Annotated in this window: 7 protein-coding genes and 1 rRNA gene; 3 read left to right on the forward strand and 5 right to left on the reverse strand. The window is 70.2% G+C overall.

All coding sequences use genetic code 11. From position 1 onward, the window contains the following. Positions 1-74 precede the first annotated feature (74 nt). Positions 75-1,600, reverse strand: a 16S ribosomal RNA gene (locus AFM16_RS18785). Between the two features lie 662 nt (positions 1,601-2,262). After that, positions 2,263-2,811: a MarR family winged helix-turn-helix transcriptional regulator gene (locus AFM16_RS18795; protein WP_030798546.1), complete on the reverse strand. Its 549-nt coding sequence runs from the start codon at positions 2,809-2,811 to the stop codon at positions 2,263-2,265. 123 nt (positions 2,812-2,934) lie between these two features. On the opposite strand from AFM16_RS18795, the gene AFM16_RS18800 reads away from it, so the two are divergent. Further along, complete coding sequence (locus AFM16_RS18800; RefSeq protein WP_078637016.1) at positions 2,935-4,209, forward strand: MFS transporter; 1,275 nt, start codon at positions 2,935-2,937, stop codon at positions 4,207-4,209. A gap of 70 nt (positions 4,210-4,279) precedes the next feature. Here the strand turns inward: AFM16_RS18800 and AFM16_RS18805 are convergent, their stop codons facing one another. The 3 genes from AFM16_RS18805 to AFM16_RS18815 form a co-directional block, all read right to left on the reverse strand. Beyond that, positions 4,280-5,071, reverse strand: coding sequence for a class I SAM-dependent methyltransferase (locus AFM16_RS18805; RefSeq protein WP_078634013.1), 792 nt, complete (start codon positions 5,069-5,071; stop codon positions 4,280-4,282). A gap of 104 nt (positions 5,072-5,175) precedes the next feature. Beyond that, positions 5,176-6,849 (reverse strand): ATP-binding SpoIIE family protein phosphatase, encoded by a 1,674-nt coding sequence (locus tag AFM16_RS18810; RefSeq protein WP_078634014.1) that lies wholly within the window; start codon positions 6,847-6,849, stop codon positions 5,176-5,178. Between the two features lie 264 nt (positions 6,850-7,113). Continuing rightward, complete coding sequence (locus tag AFM16_RS18815; protein WP_030798561.1) at positions 7,114-8,493, reverse strand: NAD(P)/FAD-dependent oxidoreductase; 1,380 nt, start codon at positions 8,491-8,493, stop codon at positions 7,114-7,116. Positions 8,494-8,872: 379 nt separating this feature from the next. Between AFM16_RS18815 and AFM16_RS18820 the strand changes: the two genes are divergently transcribed. Together AFM16_RS18820 and AFM16_RS18825 are read left to right on the forward strand one after the other, a co-directional pair. Next, the gene (locus AFM16_RS18820; RefSeq protein WP_030798563.1) at positions 8,873-9,709 is read left to right on the forward strand and encodes a TetR/AcrR family transcriptional regulator; all 837 of its coding nucleotides are present in this window, start codon (positions 8,873-8,875) and stop codon (positions 9,707-9,709) included. A 233-nt stretch (positions 9,710-9,942) separates the two neighbouring features. After that, positions 9,943-11,868 (forward strand): sigma-70 family RNA polymerase sigma factor, encoded by a 1,926-nt coding sequence (locus AFM16_RS18825; RefSeq protein ID WP_078634015.1) that lies wholly within the window; start codon positions 9,943-9,945, stop codon positions 11,866-11,868.

Below are 11,868 nucleotides of genomic sequence, written 5' to 3' on the forward strand. Positions count from 1 at the left end.
ACCGAATAATCAACGTTCCACCCATGAGCTGACCGTGCAGAACATTTGCCTGCAATCGGTACTGTGCTCCTTAGAAAGGAGGTGATCCAGCCGCACCTTCCGGTACGGCTACCTTGTTACGACTTCGTCCCAATCGCCAGTCCCACCTTCGACAGCTCCCTCCCACAAGGGGTTGGGCCACCGGCTTCGGGTGTTACCGACTTTCGTGACGTGACGGGCGGTGTGTACAAGGCCCGGGAACGTATTCACCGCAGCAATGCTGATCTGCGATTACTAGCAACTCCGACTTCATGGGGTCGAGTTGCAGACCCCAATCCGAACTGAGACCGGCTTTTTGAGATTCGCTCCACCTCACGGTATCGCTGCTCTTTGTACCGGCCATTGTAGCACGTGTGCAGCCCAAGACATAAGGGGCATGATGACTTGACGTCGTCCCCACCTTCCTCCGAGTTGACCCCGGCGGTCTCCTGTGAGTCCCCATCATCCCGAAGGACATGCTGGCAACACAGAACAAGGGTTGCGCTCGTTGCGGGACTTAACCCAACATCTCACGACACGAGCTGACGACAGCCATGCACCACCTGTACACCGACCACAAGGGGGCGACCATCTCTGGCCGTTTCCGGTGTATGTCAAGCCTTGGTAAGGTTCTTCGCGTTGCGTCGAATTAAGCCACATGCTCCGCTGCTTGTGCGGGCCCCCGTCAATTCCTTTGAGTTTTAGCCTTGCGGCCGTACTCCCCAGGCGGGGAACTTAATGCGTTAGCTGCGGCACCGACGACGTGGAATGTCGCCAACACCTAGTTCCCACCGTTTACGGCGTGGACTACCAGGGTATCTAATCCTGTTCGCTCCCCACGCTTTCGCTCCTCAGCGTCAGTAATGGCCCAGAGATCCGCCTTCGCCACCGGTGTTCCTCCTGATATCTGCGCATTTCACCGCTACACCAGGAATTCCGATCTCCCCTACCACACTCTAGCTAGCCCGTATCGAATGCAGACCCGGGGTTAAGCCCCGGGCTTTCACACCCGACGTGACAAGCCGCCTACGAGCTCTTTACGCCCAATAATTCCGGACAACGCTTGCGCCCTACGTATTACCGCGGCTGCTGGCACGTAGTTAGCCGGCGCTTCTTCTGCAGGTACCGTCACTTTCGCTTCTTCCCTGCTGAAAGAGGTTTACAACCCGAAGGCCGTCATCCCTCACGCGGCGTCGCTGCATCAGGCTTTCGCCCATTGTGCAATATTCCCCACTGCTGCCTCCCGTAGGAGTCTGGGCCGTGTCTCAGTCCCAGTGTGGCCGGTCGCCCTCTCAGGCCGGCTACCCGTCGTCGCCTTGGTGAGCCATTACCTCACCAACAAGCTGATAGGCCGCGGGCTCATCCTGCACCGCCGGAGCTTTCGACCCTCACAGATGCCTGCAAGAGTGATATCCGGTATTAGACCCCGTTTCCAGGGCTTGTCCCAGAGTGCAGGGCAGATTGCCCACGTGTTACTCACCCGTTCGCCACTAATCCACCCCGAAGGGCTTCATCGTTCGACTTGCATGTGTTAAGCACGCCGCCAGCGTTCGTCCTGAGCCAGGATCAAACTCTCCGTGAATGTTTTCCCGTGATCGGGACAACACGCACGAGAGCGGAACGAGAGGAGGAATAATCCCCTCGCATCCAGCGTCCTCGCTGTGTTTTGTTTCAAAGGAACCTCATCCACGGCTATCACTGCCATGGACGGGGTATCAACATATCTGGCGTTGATTTTTGGCACGCTGTTGAGTTCTCAAGGAACGGACGCTTCCTTTGTACTCACCCAAGAGACTCTCTCAGGCTTTCCTCCGGGCAGTTTCCCTTCGGTCTTGCGTCTCCGACTCTATCAGACCTTTTCCCGATCCGATTTCCTCGGTGCTTTCCAGGTCCCGCTCTCGCGTTTCCTTTCCGGCGGTTCCGACTCTATCAGATCCTTTCGGCGTCTGATTCCCAGTCAGAGGGGGTTTGCCTTCCCGGCTGTTGGGCCGTTCCGACGTCTCAAACCTTAGCGGATCCGCTCGGCAGTTGCTAATCGAGCTGCCGGTCCCGAATCGAATTGAATTCGGGCATGCGAATTCAACCCCGTCGGGAGATCGTGCGTTTGGTGTGAGTGCCGCTATCGCGGCGGAGTGCCACCGAAGAACCGTTACGGCTCCGCGGCAACCCGAAGAACTCTACGGATCCCGACGGGCCGAGTCAAGCTCCCCTGTCAAGATCTTTTCGTTGCCCCTGCTGGAGGGGTCAGTCCAGGTCGCTGAGCCGTCCGCCGGCGTCCGGCTGGGCGTGCTCCACCCGGCGCAGGAGGCGGGTCAGTACCTCGCCCAGGGTCGCGCGCTCGTCCGCGGCGAGGTCCTGGAGCAGCTCCTCCTCGAAGACCGAGGCGAGCCGCATGGCTTCCAGCCACTTCCCGCGGCCCTCCGGCGTCAGCTCCACGATGACGCGGACCCGGTTGGACTCGTCCCGCTCCCGGGTCACCAGTCCCTCGGTCACCATGCGGTCGATCCGGTGGGTCATCGCGGCCGGCGTCAGGCCCAGCCGCTTGGCGAGGTCGCTCGGGCCCATCCGATAGGGGGCGCCGGAGAGCACGAGGGCCTTGAGGACCTCCCACTCGGCGTTGCTGATGCCGAGGGCGGCGGTCTGGCGGCCGTACGCGACGTTCATACGGCGGTTCAGCCGGGAGAGCGCGGACACGATCTTCTCGACCTGGGGGTCGAGGTCCTGGAACTCGCGCTGGTAGGCGGCGATCTGTTCCTCGAGTGTCGGCTCCGGGACGCCGCTGGTGTCGGCCATGGCGGCAGTATCCCACGATCGCCCTTTGCCTTGAAGTTCTTCGATGTGTACTCTTTAGCTTCGAACTTTAGCTTTGAAGTCTTCACTCCTAACTGGTTGAGAGAGGTGAACGTGACCATGGCGATGGGCGCAGCGATGCGCCGGATCCACGTGGGCAACGCACTCAGCGCGTTCGGGCTCGGTTTCACGGTCCCCTACCTGTACGTCTATGTGGCGCAGGTGCGGGGCCTCGGAGCCATGACGGCGGGACTCGTGCTCGCCGTCTTCGCCGTGGCCGCGCTGATCGTGCTGCCGTTCGCCGGCCGGGCGATCGTGCGGCGCGGACCACTGCCGGTCCTGCTCGTCGCTCTGGTCACCGCCGCGCTGGGCGCGCTGAGCCTGGGGCTGGCCGGCAGTGCCGCCGCCGTACTGGCGGCCTCGGCCGCGCTGGGTGCCGGGCAGGCCGTGATGCAGCCGGCGCTCGCGACGATGATCGTGGACTGCTCGACCGCGGCGACGCGGTCGCGGGCCTTCGCCACGCAGTTCTTCCTTCAGAACCTCGGCCTCGGCGTCGGCGGTCTGATCGGGGGGCACCTGGTGGACACCACGCGTGTCTCGTCGTTCACCCTGCTGTTCTCCATCGAGGCGGCGATCTTCCTGATGCTGGCCGTCGTGATGACGACGGTGCGGATGCCGCGCGCCCCGCGCGTGGAGGACGCGCCCCAGGGGTCCGCCAAAGGCGGCTGGAAGCAGCTCCTGGGCAATCGGGCCATGGTGCAGTTGTGCGTCCTGGGCTTCGTCCTGTTCTTCGCCTGCTACGGGCAGTTCGAGTCGGGTCTGAGCGCGTACGGCGTGGAGGCGGCCGGTATCTCCACCTCGGCGCTGGGGACCGCGCTCGCCGCCAACACCGCGGTGATCGTCGTCGCGCAGTTCGCGGTGCTGCGGTTCGTCGAGCGGCAGAAGCGGTCCCGGGTGATCGCGGCCGTGGGGCTGATCTGGGCCGTGGCGTGGGCCGTGGCCGGGTACGCCGGTCTCGGGCACGGCAGCCAGGCGATGGCGACGGCGGCGTTCGTGTCGACGTACGCGCTGTTCGGGCTGGGTGAGGCGATGTTGTCGCCGACCGTCGCGCCGCTGGTCGCCGATCTGGCGCCGAGCGGGCTCGCGGGGCAGTACAACTCGGCGTTCGCGCTGGTCAAGCAGCTCGCGCTGGCCGTGGGTCCGGCGGTGGGCGGGCCGATGGGGGCCTCGCTGCACGCGCCGTACATCGTGACGTTCCTGCTGTTCTCGCTGGGGATCAGCTGGCTCGCTCTCCGGCTGGGGCGGCAGCTCACCGCCGTACAGGATCAGCCGTGGCGGGTGCGGAACCGGGTGGTGGCCAAGGGTGGGGCCGCTGTGGAGTCCGTGGGCGCGGGGGCCTGAGGTCGTCGTGCGGGAGGGCGGTCGTCGTGCGGTGCGCGGCGGCCGCCCTCTCGTCGTGTGCGCGGCCGGGTCAGCGGACGGCGGTCACCAGGGTCGCGGTGAAGGGGAAGGCCGTCGTGGCCTCGGGGAGGCGGTCGACGATCGAGCGGGCCGTCCTCAGGAGGGCCTCGTCGTCGCCGCTGTCGGCGATGGTCTGGCCCCAGGGGGTCGCGGAGAGATGGCCGGGGACGTACTCCTCCAGCGGGGGGAGGGTGACGGTGAAGGTCAGCCGGCGGCGGATGATGTCGTGGAAGCCGGCGCGGGCGGCGGCCGCGGTCAGGCGGTCGGCCGCCTGGAAGGCCGCTTCGAAGGGCACCACCGTCTCCCCGTGCTCGGCCAGGGCGTCGCGCTGGGCGAGGAAGTACGGGGAGTCGTCGAGGTGGGACCAGACGGTGGCGGCGAAGCGGCCGCCGGGGCGGGTGACGCGCGCGGTCTCGCGCAGGGCGGCGTCGAGGTCGGGGAAGAACTGGGCGCCCTGCTGGCAGAGCACGGCGTCGAAGGCCGCCTCGGGGTAGGGGAGGTCGTCGGCCGGGGCGGGGGTGAACTCGATGTCCGGGTAGAGGCGGGGGTGGCACGCGGTGGCGATCTTGAGCATGCCGTCGTTCAGGTCGACGCCGGCGACGCGCCCGGTGGGGCCCGCCTGGGCGGCCGCGGCGCGTGCGGCGAAGCCGGTGCCGCAGGCGAGGTCGAGGACGGTGGCGCCGGGGAAGAGGTCCGCGGCGTCCACGAGTGCCGTGACGAAGGGCGCCATGAGGGGCGCGACATAGTGTTCGTAGCGCTCGGGGGCGCTTCCCTTGAGGTGAAAGCCCGTTGCGTCTGCCATGGGGAGCTAGTAGCACCGGGGGGCGGGTTCGCCTAGGTGCTACGCGCGGGGAAGGGGTGTTCGGGTCCCTGTTTCGGTCGTTTCTCCTCGCCGCGTTCCGTGTGTCAGCTCGCCCGGTCGGCTCGGTCGGCCGGTTTCTTCGGTAGGGCGAACTCGCACCACACCGCTTTTCCGCCGCCCGGGGTGCGGCGGCTGCCCCAGTGGGTGGCGATCGTGGCGACGATGGCGATGCCGCGGCCCGACTCGTCGGCCGGTTCGGCGCGGCGGCGGCGCGGCAGGTGGTCGTCGCCGTCGGTGACCTCGATGATCAGGCGGCGGTCGGTGCGGCGCAGGCGCAGCCGCATCGGCGGGGTGCCGTGCTGGAGGGAGTTGGCGACGAGTTCGCTGGTGGCGAGGACGCCGGTGTCGTGCAGTTCGGGCGGGAAGCGCCAGCTCGTGAGGACGCCGGAGGCGAAGGCACGCGCGCGTGGGGCGGCCTCGACACCGCCGAGGAGGTCCAGCGCGGCGTTGCGGAACAGTTCGCCGTCGGGGCCGGTGCGGGCGGGGTGCTGGAGGACGAGGACCGCGACATCGTCGTCATGGTCGGCGGTGACGCCCGCCGAGCGGACCAGGCGGTCGCAGACGACCTGCGGGGTGCCGGTGGCACCGGCCAGGGCGCGCTCCAGGGCGGCGATGCCCTCGTCGAGGTCTTCGTTGCGCCGCTCGACCAGACCGTCGGTGTAGAGGACGGCGGTGGAGCCCGGGCCGAGGGCGATGGAGCCGGAGGAGTGCATCCAGCCGCCGGTGCCCAGGGGCGGTCCGGTGGGTTCGTCGGCGCGCTGGACCCGGCCCTGGTCGTCACGGACCAGGATGGGCAGATGGCCGGCGGAGGCGTACACCAGGCGGCCCTCGTTGGGGTCGTGGATGGCGTAGACGCAGGTGGCGATCTGGTTGGCGTCGATCTCGGTGGCGAGGCCGTCGAGGAGCTGGAGGACCTCGTGCGGGGGGAGGTCGAGGCGGGCGTAGGCGCGGACGGCGGTGCGGAGCTGGCCCATGACGGCCGCCGCGCGGACGCCGCGTCCCATGACGTCGCCGATGACGAGGGCGGTGCGGCCGCCGCCGAGGGTGATGACGTCGTACCAGTCGCCGCCGACCGCGGCTTCGGTGCCGCCGGGCTGGTAGGTGGCGGCGATGCGCAGGTCGTCCGGCTGTTCGAGTTCCTGGGGGAGCAGGGAGCGCTGGAGGGTGACGGCGGTCTCGCGCTGGCGGCGCTCGCTGGCTCTGAGGCGCTCGGCGGCCTCGGCGTGGTCGGTGACGTCGGTGGCGAAGACGAGGACGGCGCCTTCGCCGTTCTTCTCGGCGGCCGGGGTGCAGGTGAAGGTGTAGGAGCGGCCGTCGGGGGCCTTGCGGGACTTCAGGGTGCGGGGCTTGCCGCTGCGCAGGGCCTGGTCGAGGAGGGGGAGCAGGCCGAGGTCGCGGAGTTCGGGGAGGGCGTCGGCGGCGGGTGCGCCGCAGGAGCGGTGGCCGAAGGCGGCGGTGTAGGCGTCGTTGACGTACGCGAGGCGGTGGTCGGGGCCGTGGACGAGGGCGACGAGGGCGGGGACGCGGTCGAGGACCTCACGGACCGGGAGTTCGTCGACGGCGGGGACGGGGGACGGTTCGTCGGTCAGGTGTTCGGCGCGGGCCGCGGGTACGGAGCCCTCGCTCCGCCGGTCCGTGGTGGTGACCGGGTGCTCGGCCCGCGCGGCGGCGCGGCGCTGCGTTCCGGGGAGCCGGGCGCTCCAGCGCGTGAAGTTCACGAATCCTTGCCTCGTGTAGTCGTCGTCGGCCGGCTCCGGGCCCGGCCTGGGCTCGGGGGGCCGCGCGGCGGTGGCCGCACATTGTCGCAGTACCCGGGAGGTGGAGCGGGTGGGAACGGCGTCGTGGGATGGGTGGGGACGGGGGGTCGGGGAGGGGGCTTGAGCGCGGGGGCTGTGGGCAGGGAGCAGTCTGGCAGTGCGGCCGCCGTCGGGGGTCCGGTATTCGTCAGACGCGGGGGCGGCCGGGGGAGTTCCTGGATCCGGTCAGGACGACCCCTTCGGGTCGTCGGAAGACCTGTCAGAAGGCTTTCCACCGGCAGCGAGTTCGAACTCGGCGCGGGGATGTTCGAGAGATCCGAGCGAGACGATCTCCCGTTTGAAGAGCCCGGAAAGCGTCCATTCGGCGAGCACGCGTGCCTTGCGGTTGAAGGTGGGCACGCGGCTGAGGTGGTAGGCGCGGTGCATGAACCAGGCCGGGTAGCCCTTGACCTTGCGCCCGTAGACCTGGGCGACGCCCTTGTGGAGGCCGAGCGAGGCGACGGATCCGGCGTACGCGTGCGCGTACGTGCGCAGGGGTTCGCCGCGCAGGGAGCGCACGATGTTGTCGCCGAGGAGCTTGGCCTGGCGGACGGCGTGCTGGGCGTTGGGCGCGGTGAGGGCGCCGGGGGCGGAGGCCGTCACATCGGGTACGGCGGCGGCGTCACCGGCCGCCCACGCGTGCGTGACGCCCTCGACGGCCAGCTCGGGGGTGCATTTCAGCCGGCCCTGTTCGGTGCGGGGCAGGTCGGTGGCGGCGAGCACGGGGTGGGGTTTCACCCCGGCCGTCCAGACGACCGTACGGGTCGGGAAGCGGGCGCCGTCGCTGAGGACGGCGATGCGGTCGGCGCAGGACTCCAGGCGGGTGTCGAGCCGTACGTCGATGTTGCGGCGGCGCAGTTCGCTGACCGTGTAGCGGCCCATGTCCTCGCCGACCTCGGGCAGGATCCGGTCGGACGCCTCGACCAGGATCCACTTCATGTCCTCGGGTTTGACGTTGTGGTAGTAGCGCGTGGTGTAGCGGGCCATGTCCTCCAGTTCGCCGAGCGCCTCCACGCCCGCGTACCCGCCGCCGACGAAGACGAAGGTGAGGGCGGCGTCGCGGATCGCGGGGTCGCGGGTGGAGGAGGCGATGTCCATCTGTTCGATGACGTGGTTGCGCAGTCCGATGGCCTCCTCGACGGTCTTGAAGCCGATGGCGAAGTCGGCGAGGCCCGGGATCGGGAGGGTGCGGGAGACGGAGCCGGGCGCGAGGACCAGTTCGTCGTACTCCAGTTGCCGGGGTCCGGTGCCCTCCTCCTGGGTGGCGAGGGTGGTGAGGGTCGCGCTGCGTTTGGCGTGGTCGACGGCGGTGACCTCGCCGACGAGGACCCGGCAGTGCGGCAGGACGCGGCGCAGCGGGACCACGACGTGCCGCGGGGAGACGGCACCGGCGGCCGCCTCGGGCAGGAACGGCTGGTACGTCATGTACGGCTCGGGGGTGACGACGGTGATCTCGGCCTCGCCCCGGCGGAGTTCCTGTCTCAACTGCCGCTGGAGCCGCAGGGCCGTGTACATCCCGACGTAGCCGCCGCCGACAACGAGAATGCGCGCACGTTCCTTCACCATCCCATGACGCACCGGGCGCCGGACTTTGTCCACAGCCTCGACAATTTGTGTGACCGCACGTCATGGCGCCGCGGGGTTGGCCGAAACCGGGGAGTGCGGGGCAAGTTCGCAGGTCAGCGGGGGTGCACCGGGGTGGCGGAAGGGGCGCAATCGGGACGTATGCGGCTCGTACTCCGATCGGGGGGCGCTCCGTGCGGAACCTGCCCCTTCTGAATTGACTGTCTCTCAACTATGTTCGTGTCGACGGGGTGTAGGGGGATACACCTTCCGTGTCCGCGAGCGGCGGACGCGGGCCGGTCGCGATCCCCTGTGCCACACACCCCAGGTTTTCGATGACGGGGAGTCTCCGGGGGGAGACGTCATTACCGGGGGATCATTCATGCACATTCAGGACACTCATTGGTCGTCCGCCTCCGCCCTCGCGCACAGCGGCGGCGCGGGAGCGGCGGTGGACAGCGGACGCGGGGACGCGCGCAGCGCACCCCTGCGCGTGGACGCACAGCGCAATCTCGAACACGTCCTGCGGGCGGCGCGCGAGGTCTTCGGCGAGCTGGGGTACGGCGCGCCGATGGAGGACGTGGCGCGGCGCGCGCGTGTGGGCGTGGGCACGGTGTACCGGCGGTTCCCGAGCAAGGACGTCCTGGTGCGGCGGATAGCCGAGGAGGAGACCTCCCGGCTGACCGAGCAGGCCCGGGCGGCGCTGGGGCAGGAGGACGAGCCGTGGTCGGCGCTGTCGCGCTTCCTGCGGACGTCGGTCGCCTCGGGTGCCGGCCGCCTGCTGCCGCCGCAGGTGCTGCGGGTCGGCGTCGCCGAGGAGGACGGCGCCGAGGGCGCGCCGGTGGACCAGGCCCGGGTGCCGCAGCAGCGGACCCAGCCGGGCGGCGGCGAGCTGCGGCTGGTGGCCGACGAGGGTGTGTCGGGGGCTGCGGGTGCTTCGGCCGCAGCCTCGGACGCGTCGGGTGTCCCGGACGGCTCGGGTGCCTCCCTGGGCGACGACTCCGGTGCGGCGGCGCTGCTCGACGTGGTGGGCCGGCTCGTGGAGCGGGCGCGCGAGGCGGGCGAGCTGCGGCCGGACGTGTCGGTCTCCGACGTCCTGCTGGTGATCGCCACGGCCGCGCCCTCGCTGCCGGACGCGGCACAGCAGGCGGCGGCCTCGGCGCGACTGCTGGACATCCTGCTGGAGGGGCTGCGGTCCCGGCCGACCCCGGCTTCCTGACTCGGACCGTCCGTCGCGGCCGCGGTCGCGGCGGCGGTCCCGGAACAGCGGCCCAACTCCTGCCCTGGAAACGGCAGTTGAACCTTCCCCGTTCGAGTGAAAGTTAGTACTGGATCTCGACAGTTCCCCACGGAAGAGTGGATGGTCCGTCCTGGCGGGTCGCGAGCAAAGTCGCTATGGCAGTCTGACCCGGTGGTCTGGACGGGTAGGGCAGTCGGCGGGGGCTTTCCGCGATGAGCGTTGACGGACGCGACGAGCAGGTACCGAGCCAGGGCGGGCGGGCGAGTGCCTCCGGTGCCCCCGGCGGGCGCTCCGGCGGCCCAGGTGCCCAGGGCGCACCACAGGGCGGTGTACCGGCCCAGTGGGAGCGGTCCGACGACGGCGTGCTGCCACCGCCGCGCGATCTGCCGCCGCCCGACACCGATCTGATCGCCCGGATGCGCTCCGGGGACGACACCGCGTACGAGGAGCTGTACCGGCGCCACGCCGACGCCGTACGCCGCTACGCCCGCACCTGCTGCCGGGACGCCCACACCGCCGACGACCTCACCGCCGAGGTCTTCGCCCGCATGCTCCAGGCCGTGCGCGGCGGCTCCGGGCCCGAGTACGCCGTCCGCGCCTATCTGCTGACCTCCGTCCGGCGGGTGGCCGCCGGCTGGACGCAGTCGGCCAAGCGCGAGCAGCTCGTCGACGACTTCGCCGTGTTCGCCACGCAGGCCGCCCGCGCCTCCGAGGTGGCCGACGACTCGGCCTCCATGGGCTCCTTCGGGGCGGGCCTGGACCTCGGCGCCGACGTCCGCGCGATGCACGAGGCCGAACAGTCCATGGCCATGCAGGCCTTCCGCTCGCTGCCCGAGCGCTGGCAGGCCGTGCTCTGGCACACCGAGGTGGAGGACGAGTCGCCCAGCGAGGTCGCGATGCTCTTCGGCCTCGACGCCAACGGCACGCGCGTGCTCGCCAGCCGCGCCCGCGAGGGCCTCAAGCAGGCGTACCTCCAGGCCCATGTCAGCGCCACCCTCACCGACGACGAGGAGTGCGCCGCCTACGCCGACCAGCTCGGCACCTACGCCCGCCGCCGGCTGCGCACCCGCGCCGAACGGGGCCTGCGCAAGCACCTGGAGGAGTGCGCCAAGTGCCGGCTGGCCGCCCTCCAGATCGAGGAAGTGGCCAGCAGCATCCCGGCGGTGGTGCCGGTCGCGGTCATCGGCTGGTTCGGCGCCGCCGGATACGCCAAGGCCCTCGCGCTCGTCGCCGGGGGCACCGGAGCGGGCGCGGCGGGGATCGCGGGCGCGGCGGCCGCGGCGAGCGGCGGCTCCTCGGGCAGCGCCGGAGCCGGCGGCGGGGCGGCCGTCTCGGAGGGGCTGGGTGCCCCGGTGAAGGCCGGAATCGCCGCCGGTGTGGTGGCGGTGGCGGCCGCCGTCGTCGCCCTCGCGCTCGTCGGCGACGACAGCCCGGCCCCACGGCCGCAGGCCGAACCCGCGCCGTCCGCGCCCGTGGTCCAGCCCCAGGTGCCCACACCCACGCCGACCCCCACCCGGGCGCCCGCGCCGGTGCCGCCGGTGGTCGTCCCGGCCACCGCCCCGACGCCGACACCCACCCCGACACCGCGGGCCACGCCCACTCCGACACCGACCCCCACACCCACGCCGACCCCCTCGCCCACCCCCACTCCGACCCCGACACCGACACCCACGCCGACCCCGACGCCCCCTCCCCCGCCGGCTCCGGCCGTCTTCCCGCTGAGCGAGCTGTCCTTCGACATCACCGGGGACGGCAGCGGACCGGAGATCCGGCTCGCCCGCAGCAGTTGGGTGTGGCAGCGCTCCGGACTGTCCATCGCGGACCGGGAGTACGCGCGCGGGGTGACCGTGCACGGCGCCTCCGCCGTCACCGTCGACCTCAACCGGCCCTGCACCGCCTACGACGCGATGGTCGGCATCGACGACCTGACGATGAAGCTCGGCAAGGTCACCTTCGCCGTCCTCGCCGACGGGGTCCCGCTGTGGCGGTCCGGGGTGATCGAGGGCGGTGACCCCGCGGTGCCCGTCCATGTGAACCTCACCGGCCACGAGAGCGTGCGCCTGGTGGTCGAACCGCACAGCCACTTCGACAAGCTGGCCCTCGCGGACTGGGCGGACTCCAAGTTCACCTGCGCGTAG

The organism is Streptomyces antibioticus (assembly GCF_002019855.1).
Taxonomy (GTDB): domain Bacteria; phylum Actinomycetota; class Actinomycetes; order Streptomycetales; family Streptomycetaceae; genus Streptomyces; species Streptomyces antibioticus_B.

Excerpts from the sequence above, each read along its gene's own strand:
- AFM16_RS18820 (WP_030798563.1), top strand. The coding sequence starts at position 8,873 with ATGCACATTCAGGACACTCATTGGTCGTCCGCCTCCGCCCTCGCGCAC.
- AFM16_RS18800 (WP_078637016.1), top strand. The coding sequence starts at position 2,935 with ATGGGCGCAGCGATGCGCCGGATCCACGTGGGCAACGCACTCAGCGCG.
- AFM16_RS18825 (WP_078634015.1), top strand. The coding sequence starts at position 9,943 with ATGAGCGTTGACGGACGCGACGAGCAGGTACCGAGCCAGGGCGGGCGG.
- AFM16_RS18815 (WP_030798561.1), bottom strand. The coding sequence starts at position 8,493 with ATGGTGAAGGAACGTGCGCGCATTCTCGTTGTCGGCGGCGGCTACGTC.
- AFM16_RS18795 (WP_030798546.1), bottom strand. The coding sequence starts at position 2,811 with ATGGCCGACACCAGCGGCGTCCCGGAGCCGACACTCGAGGAACAGATC.
- AFM16_RS18805 (WP_078634013.1), bottom strand. The coding sequence starts at position 5,071 with ATGGCAGACGCAACGGGCTTTCACCTCAAGGGAAGCGCCCCCGAGCGC.